Consider the following 16,996-nt stretch of genomic DNA (forward strand, 5'->3'; position numbering starts at 1 on the left):
GTCTCACGGATTTTTTCGAGGCCCTGGGGCGCGGAGCCCCGTTTCATTCGGTGTCTAGCTAACTAAATTCCCAGCCCTCGCAACTTTTGGTTACAGCTTGGTGATAATCTCGGTTTATCCCGCGCTCAGGCCAGCCTGCCGATGTCCACCGAAGCCCCGCTATTGTTGCGTCTTCACCGCCCTTTCATTGCGTTCTGGCTGGCCCGGGTGTTTACCGCCAGCGGTTTTCAGATGCTGACCGTGGCCATCGGCTGGAACCTCTACCAACTCACCGGCAATGTGCTGGACCTCGGCCTGGTCGGGCTGGTGGAATTCGCCCCGCGCGTGCTGTTCATGCTCCATACCGGGCATGTCGCCGACCGTTACGACCGGCGCAAGGTCGCGGCGCTCTGTCAGTCGTTGCAGGCGATGATTGCACTGGCACTGGCCATCGGCAGCGCCACTGACCATGTCACCCGCGAGATGATCTTCATCCTCGCCTTCCTGCTCGGCGCGGCCCGCTCCTTCGAGATGCCGACCACCCAGGCCTTGCTGCCCGGCATCGTGCCCAGCGCGCTGTTCCCGCGCGCCGTCGCGGCCGCGCAGTCGGCGCAACAATCGGCCACCATCGTTGCCCCGGCCCTGGGCGGTTTGCTCTATGCCTTCGGCAGCGTGTGGGTGTATGGCCCGACGGTGATCCTGTACCTGATTGCCTGCACCCTCATGCTCAACCTGCCGGCACGGCAAACGCCGCTGAACAAGGGCAAGGCCACGCTGGACTCACTGCTCGCGGGGATTCGATTCATCCGCAGCCGTCCGGACATCCTCGGTGCGATCTCCCTGGACCTGTTCGCCGTGCTGCTGGGCGGCGCGACGGCGCTGCTGCCGGTGTTCGCCAGGGACATCCTGCTTACCGGCCCCTTGGGCCTCGGCCTGCTGCGCTCCGCGCCCGCGGTGGGGGCGTTGTTGATGTCGTTGTGGCTGGCGCGGTTTGCCGTCGAGCGCAAGGTCGGGCGGGTCATGTTCACCGCTGTCGGGGTGTTCGGCGTCGCGACCATCGCGTTCGGCCTGTCGACGTCCTTCTGGTTCTCGCTGGCGGTGCTGGTGGTGTTGGGGGCAGCGGACATGATCAGCATGGTGATCCGCGCATCTTTCGTGCAACTGGAAACCCCCGACGAAATGCGCGGCCGGGTCAGTGCGGTCAACGGGCTGTTCATCGGCGCCTCGAACCAGTTGGGCGAGTTCGAATCCGGCGTGACCGCCCACTGGTTCGGCACCGTGCCGGCGGTGGTGATGGGCGGCATCGGCACGCTGATCGTCACAGGCGTGTGGACCAAGCTGTTCCCGACCCTGGCCCAACGCGACCGCATGCATGTGCCGATGGATGAAGCAAAAACCTGAGGCCGATTAAACCCCCATCTCCCCCGCCACCGCCGCCCGCCGGGCCTTGCCGCACACCTGTTCCACCAGCGTCAAGGCAAACGCCAACGCAGCGGCCGAGGTCTGGGCGGTGATGCACGTGCCGTCGACCACCACCGGTTGGTCAACGAAGGTGCAGCCGGATAGCTGATGGCTTGCCGACGGCAGGCAGGTCATGCGCCGCTGGCGCAGTACACCGAAGGCTTGCAGGGCCACCGCCGGGGCTTCGGCAATGCCCGCGTACCGGCGACCGGCCGCCACCTGATCCTTGAGCAGTTGTTGCAGCGGTTGATGAGCGGCCAGGTGTTGTGCGCCGACGCCACCACCGGGCAGGACGATCAGGTCGAACGGTTGCGCCAGCACGTCGACCAGCATGGCATCGGCGGTCAACCGGGTGCCACGGGCGCAAGTCAGCATGCGTCGCGACTCGATGCTCGCCACCACCACTTCAACCTTGGCACGACGCAGCACGTCGATCAGGGTCACGCTTTGCAGGTCGTCGATGCCTTCGGCGAGGGTGATCAGGGCTCTAAAGGTCATGGGCAGACTCCACCAAGTGATCCTTAAAGCGTAGCCCGCGTTACAGCCCCGCGATTACTTGATGTAGAGCTGGGTCGACAGGGTGTTGCCCGGCGCGTTGAGCGAGGTGTTGCTGAACGTGAACGTGCCTTGCTGCTTGCCGGCCAGATCGAAGATGTACAGGTAACCGACAATCTTGCTGTTAGCAGTGCACTCGGTCAGGTTGCCGTTATCGAAGGCGCAGACCCGCGTGCGGGTGCCATCGATTTCGAAACCGTCCAGCCCGACATGCGGCATGCGGCCGTAGCCGATCTCCAGCACATAGACCTTGATGCTGGCACCGGAATGATCGCAACGCGTCTGCGCCTGCCCTTCGTCGATGTCTTCAAAACCGCAGCTGGGCGATTCGACCTTGAGCACCTTGACCTCGCTCAGTGGCGCAGCCGAGGCGGCCGACGCCGTGGGTGCGCCCGTTAACAGGGCGCTGCACACGCCCAGGGCCAGAATGATCCTGCTCTTTATACCGTCCATAACGCTCCCCAAAACCTGCGCGCAGTATGCCCCAGTCCACTTCGTGGCAAAACATCGCCGACGATCGCAGCCATAAGCAGCCATAGCCGCACGCTGCTGGTATGATGCGCGGCTTTTTCCGGCCAACAGAAAATTATCAGGCGCCCATGGCGGTCTGTGCTTTGCTGTTCAGGTCGATACATTCACGGCGCAAGGCGCGCCACGGGGAGCAGACATGCTGGAAAGGCTGTTTCAACTCAAGGCACACAACACCAACGTGCGTACCGAGATTCTTGCGGGTATCACGACCTTCCTGGCCATGGCCTACATTCTGTTCGTCAACCCGAGCATCCTCGGCGAGACCGGCATGGACAAGGGCGCGGTGTTTGTCGCGACCTGTCTGGCGGCGGCCATCGGCTCGACCGTGATGGGCCTGATCGCCAACTACCCGATCGCGCTCGCGCCGGGCATGGGCCTGAACGCCTTCTTCACCTACACCGTGGTCCTGCACATGGGCCACACCTGGCAAGTGGCGCTGGGCGCGGTGTTCATTTCGGCAGTGCTGTTCTTCCTGCTGTCGATCTTCCGCATCCGCGAATGGATCATCAACAGCATCCCGCTGCCACTGCGCTCGGCGATTGCGGCCGGTATCGGCCTGTTCCTGGCGCTGATCGCCCTGCACAACGCCGGCATCGTGGTCAGCAACCAGGCGACCATGGTCGGCCTCGGTGATCTGAAACAACCGGCCCCGATCCTCGCCACCTTGGGCTTTGCGCTGATCGTTGCCCTGGAAGCCCTGAAAGTGCGCGGCGCAGTGCTGATCGGCATCCTGAGCGTGACCATCGTGTCCATCGCGCTGGGCTTCACCCCGTTCAACGGCGTGATGTCGATGCCACCTTCGCTGGCGCCGACCTTCCTGCAACTGGACATCATGGGTGCACTGGACATCGGTCTGGTCAGCGTGATTTTCGCCTTCCTGTTCGTCGACCTGTTCGACAACTCCGGCACCCTGATCGGCGTCGCCAAGCGCGCCGGCCTGATGGGCAAGGACGGCCACATGCCGAAAATGGGCCGTGCGCTGATCGCCGACAGTACCGCCGCAATGGCCGGTTCCCTGCTGGGCACCTCGACCACCACCAGTTACATCGAGTCGGCAGCGGGCGTCAGCGCCGGTGGCCGTACCGGTCTGACCGCAGTGGTCGTCGCCATTCTGTTCCTGCTGGCGCTGTTCTTCGCGCCATTGGCGGGCAGCGTTCCGGCATTCGCCACCGCGCCTGCGCTGCTGTTCGTCGCCGTGCTGATGACCTCGGGCCTGGCGGAAATAGACTGGGATGACATTACTGTCGCCGCGCCGGTGGTGGTCACCGCCCTGGCCATGCCATTCACGTACTCCATCGCCAACGGCATCGCGTTCGGTTTCATCGCCTGGACCACCATCAAGCTGTTGTCCGGCCGTGGCCGTGAACTGAACCCGGCGCTGGTGATCCTGTCGATTCTGTTTGTGATCAAGTTGGGTTGGTTCGCCGCATGACATTCGATTCCCAGGCTTACGCCGTTCAGCTCGAAGAAAAGGTCACGCGCTTGCGTGACCTGCTCGCGCCGTTCGATGCTCCAGAACCTTCAGTGTTCGACTCGCCGTTGGCGAACTTTCGCCTGCGCGCCGAATTCCGCCTGTGGCGCGAAGCCGGCGAGCGTCACTACGCGATGTTTTCCCAGGAAGACAAACGCACGCCGATCCTGATCGAAGAATTCCCGATCGCAAGCCTGCGCATCAACCAGTTGATGCCGCAACTCAAGGCTGCCTGGCAGGCCAGCGCCGCCCTGAGCCACAAGCTGTTCCAGGTGGAGTTCCTGACCACCCTGGCCGGCGACGCGATGATCACCCTGTGTTATCACCGCCCGCTGGACGAACACTGGCACGCGGCCGCGTCGAAACTGGCCGCAGACCTGAACGTCAGCGTGATCGGTCGTTCCAAGGGCAAGCGCGAAGTGATCGGCCATGATTACGTGGTCGAGAAACTCGAGGTTGGCGGTCGCGCCTTCAGCTATCGCCAGCCCGAAGGCGCATTCACCCAGCCCAACGGCACGGTGAACCAGAAGATGCTGAACTGGGCGTACGACGCCCTCGGCGAGCGTTCGGATGATCTGCTGGAGTTGTACTGCGGCAACGGCAACTTCACCCTGCCGCTGGCGACCCGCGTGCGCAAAGTGCTGGCCACCGAGATCAGCAAGACCTCGGTGAATGCCGCGCTGAGCAACCTCAGCGAAAACGCGGTGGATAACGTCACGCTGGTGCGGTTGTCCGCTGAAGAGCTGACCGAAGCCCTGAACGAAGTTCGCCCGTTCCGTCGCTTGCACGGCATCGACCTGAAGAGCTACCAGTTCGGTAGCGTATTCGTCGACCCGCCGCGTGCCGGCATGGACCCGGACACCTGCGAGCTGACCCGGCGCTTCGAGAACATCCTGTACATCTCGTGCAACCCCGAGACACTGGCGGCCAACATTGCCCAGTTGCACGACACCCACCGCATCACCCGCTGCGCGATGTTCGACCAGTTCCCGTGGACGCACCACATGGAATCCGGGGTCTTGTTGACCCGGCGCTGAGTCGCCTGCACGCAACACCCAAACAGCCGTCCTCGTGACGGCTGTTTGCATTCCACCCCGCCTCCCTCTGCAGGAGCCAGGCTTGCCTGCGATGGACAGCCTCAGCCGACCGGTTGGAAATACCCGGCCAGCGCCTGCAAGTCCCGGTCATCCAGCAGCCCGGCGTAATACTTGAGCTGAATCCGCGCCAGCAAATACGCATGGCGGGCGTCAGCCAGATCGCGGCGAGCGCTGAACAGTTGTTGCTCGGCGTCCAGCACGTCAAGGTTGACCCGCTCGCCGCCGCGCACGCTTTTCTGGGTCGCGGTCACCAGTGCCGTGGCCGATTCGACCGCCATCTCATAAGCGCTGATACGCGCCGCGCCACTGGTGTTCAGGTTGAACTGCTTGCGCAACTCGGTCAGGGTGCTGGCGGTTTTAGCGTCCAGTTCAAACTGCGCCTGGGACAGTTGACGCGCCGCCTGCCGGGTCGACGCCGACACCGAGCCGCCGGCAAACAAGGGCAGGCTGACCTGCACCCCGACGCTGTTGGTGTCGTACTTCTGGTTGTAGGTGCTTTCCGAATCCGAACGGGTCTGACGGCTGCTGGCGTACAGGCTGACCTTGGGGAAATGCCCGGCGCGCTTACGCTCCACTTCGTACTCGGCGATGCTCAGTGCGTGCTGCTCGGAAGCCAGTTCCGGGTTGTGGGCGATGGCCAGGTCGCGCCAGCTCTCAAAGCGGTTGGGCTGCAACGGCTGGATGTCGAACTGACGAACCAACGGGTCAAGTTCTTCGATCTGCAAGGGCTGCCCGACGATGGCTTGCAGGTCACGCAGCGCCACGTCCTGCACGTCCAGGGCTTCGATTTCCTCGGCCTGGGCCAGGCTCAGGCGGGCCTTGGTTTCCAGCAGATCGGTGCGGGTGCCCTCACCGCCCTGAAGCAAACGTTGATTGAGTTGCAAGCGCTCGGCGTACGCACGCTTTTGCGCCCGGCTCAGTTCAATCCGCTCCTGCGCCAGCAACGCCTGGCTGTAGGCACCGAGCAATCGCACGGCCAGTTCCTGGCTCTTGCTGCGAAAACGCTCATCAGCGAACAACGCCTGCGCCGCGCCCTGACGCAAACGTGCGTAGGCTTCATAGTCCAGCAGTGGTTGTTGCAGGGTCAGGGTCGAGGCGTAACTGCGGTAGTCGCGGTCCTTGCTGACATCCGCCTGGGTGACCTCGGACTCATTGCGCGAATTGTTGTAGTTCCACGACAGACTCGGCAGCAACCCGGCGCGACCAATGATGCGCTGCTCTTCACCGGCAGCGCGCTCCTCGATCGCCGCTTGAAAGGTCGGATCATTGCGTAACGCCAGGTCATAGGCGTCCAACACACCCAAGGCCTGAGCCGCTGGCGCACCGACACAGCACAGCGTCAGCAATGCAACACGTAAAACGCCCATGCTCATTCTTCCACCAGTGCCATGTGCGTGCGGTCCAGCAGCGGCTTGAACAGGTAATTGAGCATCGAGCGCTCCCCCGTCCGCACGAAGGCTTCCACCGGCATGCCCGGGCGAATCTGCAACCCGGCCAGTTGCGCCATGCCCTGCTCGCCGACCTGGGCACGCAGCGTGTAATACGGCTCGTCGGTGCGTTCATCGACCTGGCGGTCGGCCGACACCAGCATGACCTGCCCCACCACCCGTGGCGTGGTGCTCTGGCTGAACGCCGAGAACATCAGTTCCACCGACAGGCCGGGGTGAACCTTGTCAATCATCTGCACCGGCACCCGCGCTTCCACCACCAGCGGCTCACCCTGCGGGACGATTTCCATCAACGCCTGACCGGGTTTGATCACCCCGCCCTCGGTAAATACCTCCAGCCCCACAACCACCCCGGCGGCCGGTGCGCGCAGCAGGCTGTTGGCCAGTTCGAACTCGGCGCTGGCCAGGCGATTGCGCAAGTCATCGCTGCGGATGCGGGTGTCGGCCAACTGACTGCGCACTTCTTTCTGGAACTCTTCGGTGAGCTGACGGATGCGCAACCGCATCTCCAGCACCTGTCGCTGCAACTGGCCGATGCGCCCGAAGTCTTCGGAAATCGCCCCTTCGATCTGCGCCAGCAAGCGCTCGCTGTCGAGCAAGCGATTGCGCGGGATGTACCCGTCGCGGGCCAGTTCGCGCAGGCCTTGCAACTGTTCGCGCAACGCGTCGCGCTGCAACATCTTGCTGGCCTGGGAGTCGCGAGTCCCGCGCAACTGGGCATCGGAACCGGCAATGCTCTGGTCAATGCCTTGCTGCTCCATGGCCAATGCCTGACGACGACTGCTGAACAACTGCCGTTGCAGGTCCATGGTCGCGGCAGCCTGCGGGTCATCCTTGAGCGCGACCAGTTCTGCGGCGAACTCAAGGCTCGCTGCGCCGTCGCGTTCGGCGTTCAAGCGCGCTTCGCTGGCGAGCGAACCGAGGAACTGGGTGCGCAACGACTGCATCTGCGTGCGCAACGGGGTCTCCTTGAGACGGATCAGCACCTGCCCGGCGCTGACGAGGTCGCCGTCCTTGACCTCGATGCGCTCGACCACCCCACCACTGGGATGCTGCACCGCTTTGCGATGGCCCGAGACCATGACCTTGCCAGACACCGCCACACCCTTGTCCAGCGGCGCCCAGGCAGCCCAGGCGAGAAACCCGGCAAACCCGCCGATCACCAGCCACCAGCCGAGTCGCGAATACCCTTTGTGGTCCAGCGCCAACACCTTGGCCGAGGCCTGGTGACTGTGGACGGTCGGTGTGACGCCCGCGTGTTGCTGACTCATGCTTTGCTTCCTTCACTGCTGGCGGCAACGCCGAGCCGATAACTCATGTTCACGCCCGACACCGGTCTGCTGGCCGGGGCCGCTGCGCCGGGTTTGCTTTTCTGTGAGGCCTCAAGCACCCGCGCCGTCGGCCCGAACGCTTGCAACTGGCCGTCACGCAGGATCATCAACTGATCGGTCAGGCTCAGCACGTTGGGTTTGTGGGTGATCAGGATCAGCGTGCGTCGCTGTTGCTTGAGGGCCGCGATGGCCTGTAGCAACGCCTGCTCACCGGCCTCGTCGAGGTTGGCGTTGGGTTCGTCGAGCACGATCAGCGCGGGCAAGCCGTACAACGCACGAGCCAGGCCGATGCGTTGTTTCTGCCCGCCAGACAACCCGGCGCCGCCCTCGCCCAGTGGCGTGTCGTAGCCTTGGGGCAGTTGCAGGATCAGTTGATGCACACCGGCCAGTTGCGCGGCCGCGAGGACTTTGTCCGAATCGAGTGCGCCAAACCGGGCGATGTTGTCGGCGATGCTGCCGGCGAACAACTGGATGTCCTGGGGCAAGTAACCGATGTGCGGCCCCAGTTGTTGCTTGTCCCACTGCGCCAGTTCTGCGCCGTCCAATCGCACTTTTCCGGCCACCGGACTCCAGGCACCCACCAACAACCGGGCGAGTGTCGACTTGCCGCAACCCGACGGGCCGATCACCCCCAACACCTGACCGGCCGGCAAGCTGAACCCCAGATTGCTCAGGGCCGGGCGTCGGCTGCCCGGTGCGCACGCGCTCAGTTGCTCCACCGTCAGCTCACCCTTGGGCGTCGGCAACGGCATGCGCGGCGCACGCGCCGGGTTGGCCTGCAACAGCGTCGACAACCGCTGATACGCCAGGCGCGCCGAACTCCATTGGCGCCACACCGCAATCAACTGGTCGATGGGGCTCAACACCCGCCCCATCAGGATCGAACCGGCAATCATCATCCCCGGCGTGATTTCGCCCTGCACCGCCAGCAGCGCACCGAGGCCCAACACTAACGATTGCAACGCCAGGCGCACGCCCTTGGACCAGGCGCTGATGGCGGCGGTCTTTTCACTGGCCAGGTTCTGCTGGGCCAGAAACGCCTGATGCTGGCCGAACCAACGCTCGCGCAACGTGCCGAGCATGCCCATGGCTTCGATGGTTTCGGCGTTGCGCAGGTGGGCGGTAGCCTGTTGGCTGGCGCTGATCGACAGCTGACTGGCTTCGGTCATCGGTGCCTGGCAAATGTGCTGGTTGATCCACGCCAGCGCTACCAGCAGCACCGCGCCGCCCAACGCCAGCAACCCGAGCCAGGGGTGAAACAGGAAAATCACCCACAGGTAGACCGGGAACCACGGCGCATCGAAAAACGCGAACAACGCGTTGCCGGTGGCGAACTGGCGCAGCGCGGTCAGATCGTTCAGGGCCTGGCCGGCAGTCTGCACGCCGCCCTTGAGTTGCGCCTCGAACGCGGCGTCGTACACCCGCTGGTTCAGGCGCATGTCCATTTGCGTGCCGAGGCGGATCACCACTTGGCTGCGCACCCATTCCAACGCGCCCATCAGGCCGAAAATGCCGAGGATCATCAGCGTCAACATCAGCAGCGTCATCTGATTGCCGGACGCCAGCACCCGGTCGTACACCTGCAACATGTAAAGCGCCGGGGCGAGCATCAGCAGGTTGATCACCGCCGAGAACAGACCGATGTTGAAGAAGCCGCTTTTATAGGCCGTCAGTGCGGCCAGCGTCTCGTTACCGGCGGGGGGTTGAGGCCTGTTCATCAAGTACTTCCGTGGGCAATTGAGGGTCTTGCATGACCGAGGGCTCAAGCGGAGCCGCTCGGTTCGAGGCTCGCCCGGCGCGTTGACAGTCGCCGTGGCGCTCCCCAGAATTCGCCACCGGCGCCGCCCTGGCCTTTGAAAACTCGGGCGGCGTCGGTGTTTGAGCAAGGCGAATGGAAGAGCGATCTTTCATTCGCTTTTTTTATGCAGCAGGGAAATCAGGCAGCCAGTGCCCAGTCCTGTCCAACGTCCTGCACGCCCACCAGTGCCACATCGGCGGTAGCGAAGGATTCGGCAGTGGCGTGGCCCAGGCCCTTGGCGGCCAGTGCGTCGAAGGTCGACGCGGTGGACAGGCCGTAGTCGTCCAGCAGGTTGTTGAGCACGGTTTCCAGGTTGGCGGTGTTGCCTTGCATCAGGCCGTAGATCACGTCCTGCACCACGTTGCCGGCACGGCCAGCGCCTTGGGCGGCGGACAGGTCCAGGCCATTGAACGCCACCACGTAGTTGTCGAGAGAGAAGTCATGGCCACTGCCGCCGCCCAGCACTTCGCCCAGTTGCACGTTGTCCAGGTTGCCCCACAGGTAGTGGTTCATGTTGCTGCTGGCCGGTACGCCGGGGGTGAACACGTAGTGCAGGCCGTTGGTGGTGTTGCTGTCGGCAATGAACGCGTAGTCGGAACCATTGCTGCCATGCGTGGCGTACTGGTCGCCATTCATGTTGCGACCACCGCTGCTGAAGCCACCGGTGTTGCTGTAGCCGTGACCGGCAGTCTGGAAGCCAGCGGTCCAGTCGACCAGGTATTGGGCGATGGTGGTCGAGCCTTGCGATGCTGCGTAGTTAACCGAGATAGTCATTACAGGATCCTTCATAAGTTAATGATGAACATCGATACGCACGTACGGCGTACTTTTTGCTCCTCGTGAGCAAAACCTTGGGAGTGGCAAAACGCCGACTCAGAATTTGTACTCCAGCATCCCGCTCAGGGTTCGCCCGCGAGCCAGGGTGAGATTGTTGGCGTCGCCCATGGCGACGAAATAGGCTTCGTCGGTGGCGTTTTCCAGGGCCAGCGCAATGTTCAGGTTTTCGGTCGCCCAGTAGCTGGCGTACAGGTCATAGACGGTGTATTTCGGCCAGGTCGCCTGGTCGAGGAATTCATAGCTGTGGCTGTCGAGGTTTTCGCCATTGCCGGAGCTGTAACGCACCCGCACGCCGGTATCCAGGGTGCGCTCCAGGAAACGCGCGCCGACGGTCAGCGAGCCGCGATCGGCCGGCATGTAGGTGGCGTTACCGAACACGCCCTTGCAGTCATAGGCCGCGTTGGCCTTTTCATCGTCGACCCACTTGTAGACCGTTCTGCGCACCGTGCCGACCTTACCGTTGGGCAACGTGACCTTCTCGGTGATGGTGCCGACCCGCCCGCCGCTTTTCTTGGCGCCGCCCATGTAGAAGTTCTTCGAGCAGAACTCGTTGGTGCCAATCATGTGGGTGTAGCTGAGGTTGGTGTACATCCGCCCCATGTCGTAGTTGAGCTGGTACTCGATGCCGCGAAAACGTGTGTCGCTCAGGTTGTTCACATAGGCCATGCGGCCGAAACCCAGGCCTGGCGTGGAGTGCGGAATCGACACGCCGGTATTGAGGAAGGAGTAGTCCTGGATCTTGGTGTCGAAGTACGCGACCTTCACGCCCAACCGGTCGTTGTTGAAAAACAGCGACTCCTTGAACACGTTGACGCCCACTTCCCAATCCCGGGATTTCTCTTCCTTGAGGTAAGGGTTGGGGTACACCATTTCCCCGGAGTTACCGGCGTGCGGGCGACCGGTCATGAAGGCTTCGGTCACGGCCGGCGGACGCCAGCCTTCGCCCCAGCGCGCGTAGACCTGCATCCAGTCCACGCCCGGCTTGATGCCAATGCCGAAGGTCGGCGAGAAGCGCCCTTCTTCGCGGTCGATGTCGTACACGTCGTGGGACGCCGCGCCGCGTACGCCCACGTCGGGGTATTTGAACAGCGTCATGCCGGTCTGGCCTTCCAGCCGATAACGGTCATAACGCAAGCCCGCGTCCAGGGTCAGCCAGCCGCCGTATTCGTATTGCAGGGTGTTGAACAGACTGGCCATGGTGCGTTTGCCGGCTGGGGTTCCGCCCTCGATGTACGGCAGGACCACCTCGTTGGGCGCAGCAATTTTGTCGACCCGCGGGCGGAATTTATCCTGGTACAACTCCAGGCCATGGTTCCAGCTCAACGAACCGTAAGCGTCGAAATCAAAACGCGCGGTGTTCTCCAGTTGCCCGCCCCAGGTGTCGGTGCGGTAGTGATCGGTGTACGCGGCATAGCGGTTGCCCGAGGACAGCGTGGCGTCGTTGCCAGCGTTGCGCCGATCCAGCTGGGTGGTCACGTAATAGACCTTGGCCTTGAGGTCGATCAGCGGGTTGTCGGGGGTGTAGCGATAGTCCAGCGCAATGTTCTGCGCGCTAAGGTTGTTCTTGCTGTGGCGGCGATAGTCGTAGGCGTTGCCGTTTTCATAGATCCACGAATCGTTGCTGTCGCTGTCCGACTGCATGTAACTCAGTTGCAGACGCTGGTCCTGGGGCAGGTTCAGGCCGAACTTGATCAGTTGCGAACGAGTCACGCTGCCGGAGTCGCCGACTTCACTGTCGAGCCAGTCGTTCCAGGCCTCGGGGCGGTACTTCTTGGCCATGATCTCGCTGCCCAGGTTGTCGGAATTATGCGTTCCGCCCCGGTAGTCACCAAAATGCCGCTCACTGAAACCCAGCAGCACGTCGCCCACGTCATTGCCGAATGCAAACACACCGCTGCCGTTGAAGTAGGTGCCGTTGCCCAGCTCGCCGATGCCGCTGCCGGCCCGCACCCGCCCGCCGTATTCCTTGCCCTCGCCGATGAACTCGCGGGCTTCCAGGGTCTTGAACGTGGCGATACCACCCAGCACGCCCGCGCCGCCCATGCCGGACTGGCTGCCCTTGTCGATCTCGATACTGGAGATGAACTCGGGGTCGATCACCATGGTGCCGTTGCGCTGCTGGTGGCCGTTGACGTTGAAGTTCTGGCGCATGCCATCGACGTTCATGTTGACCCGGCCGTAGTCCTGCACGCCGCGAATGTTCACCGACAAACCAGGGTCGCGCTGGCTGACGGCGCTGTAGACGCCTGCGGTTTCTTCGAGCATGTCGGCGGCGTGGCGCGGTGGACGTTTGTCGATCTGATCGCGGGTGATCACCGCAACCGAACGCGGCGTCTGGTAGACCCAGTCGCTGGGCTTGCCTTCGTTGTGATTGCCCGAAACGGTGGTGGTGTCCAGTGTCAGCGCACCGTCATGGCCAGCCACTCGGTTCAGGGTCACCTGGCGTTCGCCGGTGAAGCGATACTCCACCGGTGCCGTGCCGAGCAAACGGGCCAGGCCCTCCTGCACGCTGTAGCGGCCCTTGAGCGGTGCGCTCTGCAAGCCTTGCAAGCGCTGGCTGTCGAACAACACTTGCAGCCCCGCCTGCTCGGCGAACAACAGCACGGCCGTGCCCAGCGACTGAGCGGGAATATCGAACATCTGCGCAGTTTGCTGATCGACCTGCTGCGCGACAACACCTTGTGCTTCAGCGGCGTGCAACACGCCGCCGCTGGCCAACATCCCGGCAACGCCAAGGTGAATGGCAAGGGCCAACCGGCTGGCGGTGAGGCGTTCCTTGCAACTGCTGACAACCATGCTCGATATCCCTGCACTGACTATTCTTGTTTGTGAGAATGCATCTCACTTAGCAAGACGTGTCAGGCAGCGAAACTCAGTAAGTTTTTTTCAGAAGTTTTTCAATGAAGGCGAAGCCGGAATGCGAAGCCGGCTCAATAGATCAGGCTGACGCCCGCGAGATCGAAGCGTTGCACCTGCAATTCACGGGTCAGGGTCTGCAACGCGGCATCAAGCATATCGAGGCGAAACACGCCGCTGACTTCCCGCGTGCCCAGCTCGGGACTGCTCAGCAACACGCGACCGGGACGGTAGCGATTGAGTTGCTCGATCACCGTGGCCAGCGGCAGCCGATCAAAAATCAGCACACCGCGCCGCCAACTGGTCGCCCGTTGCAGGTCGAAACCTTCCAGCGCGCGCACTCCGGCAGTCGGGCTGTAGCGTGCGCTTTGACCTTCTTGCAGCACCCGCTCGGCCGAACCTTGTGCGGGCGGGGTTTGCAGGGTCAGCGCAACGCTGTGTTGCAGCACGCCGACCCACGCATGCTCGGCGTCCTCACGCCCGACCACAAACCGTGTGCCCAGAGCACGGGTCTGGCCGCCGGCGCTGTCGACCACGAAGGGCCGTGTTTCCTTCGGCCCCATGGGCGCCACGTCAAAACACGCGGTGCCGCTGAGCAGGCGGACCCGCCGCTGCGTGCCGTTGAAGTCGAGGCGGATGGCGCTGGCCGAATCCAGCTCCACGGTGCTGCCATCGGCCAGGTGCACGGTACGCACTTCGCCCTTGGCCGTGACGTAATCCGCTTGCAGGTGCAGCAGCGCTTCCGGGCCGCGCCACCCGCCGACACTCAGCGCCAACAGCAACACCGCCGCGCTGGCAGCCACACGCCAGGGGCGCCGTCGTCGTGTCGAACGAGTCGGCATCGGTGCCGCTGCGGGTGGCTGGCGATGCGGTGCCGGGGCGCGGTTGAAATCGGCATCGTGACGCAAGTCGCCGAGGGCCGCCCACGTCTGCTCGGCAAAACGCAAGGCGTCGCCATGACGGCTGTCCGCCGCTTGCCAGCGCTGCAACTCGGCCTGTTCGGCGGCGCTCAACGGCCCCGCGTGCAGACGCACCGCCCAGTCGGCGGCAGCCTCGGTGATGCGGTGATCCTGGCCCTGGCTATTCACGTGTGAATCTCGAATTCTCGTTATATATAAGCAGTGACGACTCAACCCGGTATTTACCGTAACGCGTTCGTCGGATGATCGCCCTGCAAGCGCTGCATGACGTAGGCCAGCGCCCGAGACAGATGCTTTTGCACCGAGCTGTCGGAGATCCCCAACTGCCGGGCGACTTCGGCGTGGGTCAGGCCTTCGATGCGGTTCAGGCGGAAAATCTCCTGGGTCCGTTCCGGCAGTTCCGCCAACGCTTGCTTCAATGCCATTCGCTGTTGCTCGGCCATCGCCTGAGCCTCCAACCCGGCCATTTCATCCTCGATCTCGGCCAGCGCCTCATGGGGCACGGAATCGGTCTTGCGCCGTGCTTCCTGGCGAACGTGGTCGATCAGCAGATTACTCGCCGTTCGATAGAGATAGCCCTGGGTATTGTCGATGCGCTCCGCGCGCGTCTGTTCGGCCAGGCGCAGGAAACTTTCCTGCACCAGATCAGCAGCCAACTGAGGGTCCCGTACCTTGCGGGCCAGGTACCCGCGCAGGGTAACGGCATGCTTGAGAAACAGGCCCTTGAGATCCACGTCCGACAAACCGACTCCCTGGAACTTGAAGGAAACAGGGCGGCATCTTACGTCTTGTCGAGAATGATTTTCAATTAATGCAGAGAGTTCGTACGCACAGAGGTGCGCAGGCCGACCCGGCGTTCGACCTGATGAGGGGAAATTCTGATGAAGCGCCAGGAACGATGACGGCAGCCGTTACGCCTGCAAATAACCCAGCACCGACGTGCAGATCATCTGGCGATGGCGTTGCTTGATCACTTCATCCGACAGGTCGACCTGAAAGATCTCGCCGAAGGTGTGGCGGTTCGACACCCGGTAGAAACAGAACGAGTTGATCAGCAAGTGCACGTCCAACGGCTCCAGCCCCGAACGGAAAAGCCCCTGCTCGGCACCGCGCCGCAGGATTTCTCCCAGCGAGTCGAGGATGCTGTTGTTCAACGCCTTGATCGCCCCGGACTGTTTTACGTACTCGGCGTTGTGGATGTTCTCGATGCTGACGATGCGCACGAAATCGACGTTGCGATCATGGTGATCGAGGGTGAACTCCACGAGCCGCCGAATCGCTTCCTGCGGTGCCAGTTCAGCCAGGTTCAGACGGCTTTCGGTGTGGCGGATATCGCCGTAGAGCTTCTCCAGCACTTCGACGTAGAGCTGCTCTTTACTGCCGAAGTAGTAATAGATCATGCGCTTGGAGGTGTGGATTCGTTCAGCGATTGCATCGACCCGCGCGCCGGCCAGACCCTGCTGGACGAACTCGACAATGGCTTCTTGCAGAATGTTTTCGCGGGTCTTTTCCGGGTTGTTCTTGCGACTCTTGCGCGGCTCGGCCACAGGGGCCTGGGGGGCTGCGGGAAGTTCTACTGTCATTGTCATTCTGGGCTCACGGCCATTACTGCACAGGCCCGCGATTATGGGCTGCACCACACAGTGAAGGAAGCCGGGAGGCGGCCGTTTAGGCCCGCGTTTACGATTCTTATACAACTTCGCCAGGCGCATGATCGACCCTGCACCTGGGGACGTACAGCGACGTTCGCCGCACAATTACTTGCCTTTACACATTTGCCTGAACGGCGAGTGCGCCAGCTGTTATCCCTGTGGGCGGCAATGGATGCCGATCAACCTACAAGGAGCATCATCATGTTATGGAACAAGGCACGACGCAGCGACCACGTACTGGACACCCGGGAATCCTCGTCCCCGCGCTCCGGGATCAACCGCAAGATCGCCGCTGGAATGGGTATCGCAGCGCTGGCGGCCATCGGCCTGCTTGGCAAGGATTTACTGCCCCACGACACGCCGGAAGACGACCGCTCGCGGGCCTTCGTCGAATCGATTCTGGGTGACACCGAAGAGGCCTGGACCCAGCTTCTCGAACCGCTGGGCCAAGCCTATCCGAACCCCTCGCTGACCCTCTTCGACAACGGCGTGGTTTCCGGCTGCGGCTTCGCATCCTCGGCCATCGGGCCTTTTTACTGCACCGCCGATCAGCAGATTTTTCTGGACCTGACGTTCTTCGACGAAATGGCCCGGCAGTATTCGGTCGTCGGTGATTTTGCGCAGGCCTACATCATCGCCCACGAAGTCGGTCACCACGTGCAAAACGTACTCGGGCTGACGAAGCCGCTGGACGATGCGCTGGACGCCCGGCAATCCGTCGACGGCGATGGCGGCCTGCACGTGCGCGGTGAACTGCAGGCCGATTGCCTGGCCGGGGTCTGGGCACAGCACGCGCAACAACGCTTGAACTGGCTGGAGCCGGGCGACATCGAAGCCGCCCTGCACGCCGCCACCGTGTTCGGTGACGACTACCTCCAACGGAACCAAACAGCCGCCCTGCTGCCTGAGACGTTCACCCATGGCACCTCCGCCCAGCGCATGCACTGGTTCAACGTCGGCTTTACCCAGGGACGACTCGATCAGTGCGACACCTTTGCGGCCGAGCCACTGTAGCGGGCGCCGGCTGACGATCGGACTGGCGTCAGTACCACTCACCAGC

Annotated in this window: 14 protein-coding genes; 4 read left to right on the plus strand and 10 right to left on the minus strand. The window is 62.9% G+C overall.

The genetic code is table 11. The features are described 5' to 3' along the window. Positions 1-141 precede the first annotated feature (141 nt). Positions 142-1,380, plus strand: coding sequence for an MFS transporter (locus tag AABM54_RS22445; RefSeq protein WP_347902139.1), 1,239 nt, complete (start codon positions 142-144; stop codon positions 1,378-1,380). Between the two features lie 6 nt (positions 1,381-1,386). On the opposite strand, the gene AABM54_RS22450 is transcribed toward AABM54_RS22445, so the two are convergent. Both AABM54_RS22450 and AABM54_RS22455 read right to left on the minus strand, forming a co-directional pair. Next, positions 1,387-1,938, minus strand: a complete 552-nt coding sequence (locus AABM54_RS22450) for a DJ-1 family glyoxalase III (RefSeq protein WP_347902140.1) — start codon at positions 1,936-1,938, stop codon at positions 1,387-1,389. A gap of 54 nt (positions 1,939-1,992) precedes the next feature. Further along, positions 1,993-2,448: a DUF4879 domain-containing protein gene (locus tag AABM54_RS22455; RefSeq protein WP_347902141.1), complete on the minus strand. Its 456-nt coding sequence runs from the start codon at positions 2,446-2,448 to the stop codon at positions 1,993-1,995. Between the two features lie 214 nt (positions 2,449-2,662). Here AABM54_RS22455 and AABM54_RS22460 point away from each other — a divergent pair, with 214 nt between their 5' ends. Both AABM54_RS22460 and trmA read left to right on the plus strand, forming a co-directional pair. After that, complete coding sequence (locus AABM54_RS22460; protein WP_347902143.1) at positions 2,663-3,958, plus strand: NCS2 family permease; 1,296 nt, start codon at positions 2,663-2,665, stop codon at positions 3,956-3,958. Next, positions 3,955-5,034, plus strand: a complete 1,080-nt coding sequence (gene trmA / locus AABM54_RS22465; protein WP_347902144.1) for a tRNA (uridine(54)-C5)-methyltransferase TrmA — start codon at positions 3,955-3,957, stop codon at positions 5,032-5,034. Before AABM54_RS22460 ends, trmA begins: the two co-directional genes overlap by 4 nt. A gap of 101 nt (positions 5,035-5,135) precedes the next feature. On the opposite strand, the gene AABM54_RS22470 is transcribed toward trmA, so the two are convergent. The 8 genes from AABM54_RS22470 to AABM54_RS22505 form a co-directional block, all read right to left on the minus strand. Further along, positions 5,136-6,461 carry a TolC family outer membrane protein gene (locus AABM54_RS22470; protein WP_347902145.1) on the minus strand — a complete coding sequence of 442 codons (1,326 nt, stop codon included), beginning with the start codon at positions 6,459-6,461 and terminating at the stop codon, positions 5,136-5,138. Positions 6,462-6,463: 2 nt separating this feature from the next. Then, the gene (locus tag AABM54_RS22475; protein WP_347902146.1) at positions 6,464-7,813 is read right to left on the minus strand and encodes an HlyD family type I secretion periplasmic adaptor subunit; all 1,350 of its coding nucleotides are present in this window, start codon (positions 7,811-7,813) and stop codon (positions 6,464-6,466) included. Then, positions 7,810-9,591: a type I secretion system permease/ATPase gene (locus AABM54_RS22480; protein WP_347902147.1), complete on the minus strand. Its 1,782-nt coding sequence runs from the start codon at positions 9,589-9,591 to the stop codon at positions 7,810-7,812. The genes AABM54_RS22475 and AABM54_RS22480 overlap by 4 nt, the downstream gene beginning before the upstream one ends. Positions 9,592-9,809: 218 nt before the next feature. Continuing rightward, positions 9,810-10,445 (minus strand): heme acquisition protein HasA, encoded by a 636-nt coding sequence (locus tag AABM54_RS22485; protein WP_347902148.1) that lies wholly within the window; start codon positions 10,443-10,445, stop codon positions 9,810-9,812. Positions 10,446-10,544: 99 nt separating this feature from the next. Next, on the minus strand, positions 10,545-13,304 hold the full coding sequence (locus AABM54_RS22490) for a TonB-dependent hemoglobin/transferrin/lactoferrin family receptor (protein ID WP_347902149.1): 2,760 nt from the start codon (positions 13,302-13,304) through the stop codon (positions 10,545-10,547). Between the two features lie 134 nt (positions 13,305-13,438). Continuing rightward, complete coding sequence (locus AABM54_RS22495; RefSeq protein ID WP_347902150.1) at positions 13,439-14,452, minus strand: FecR family protein; 1,014 nt, start codon at positions 14,450-14,452, stop codon at positions 13,439-13,441. 53 nt (positions 14,453-14,505) lie between these two features. Further along, positions 14,506-15,027, minus strand: a complete 522-nt coding sequence (locus AABM54_RS22500) for an RNA polymerase sigma factor (RefSeq protein ID WP_347902151.1) — start codon at positions 15,025-15,027, stop codon at positions 14,506-14,508. A gap of 168 nt (positions 15,028-15,195) precedes the next feature. Further along, positions 15,196-15,873 carry a TetR/AcrR family transcriptional regulator gene (locus AABM54_RS22505; protein ID WP_347902152.1) on the minus strand — a complete coding sequence of 226 codons (678 nt, stop codon included), beginning with the start codon at positions 15,871-15,873 and terminating at the stop codon, positions 15,196-15,198. Between the two features lie 264 nt (positions 15,874-16,137). Here AABM54_RS22505 and AABM54_RS22510 point away from each other — a divergent pair, with 264 nt between their 5' ends. Then, positions 16,138-16,950, plus strand: a complete 813-nt coding sequence (locus AABM54_RS22510; protein ID WP_347902153.1) for a neutral zinc metallopeptidase — start codon at positions 16,138-16,140, stop codon at positions 16,948-16,950. The last annotated feature ends 46 nt before the right edge of the window (positions 16,951-16,996 follow it).

The organism is Pseudomonas purpurea (assembly GCF_039908635.1).
GTDB classification, from domain to species: domain Bacteria; phylum Pseudomonadota; class Gammaproteobacteria; order Pseudomonadales; family Pseudomonadaceae; genus Aquipseudomonas; species Aquipseudomonas purpurea.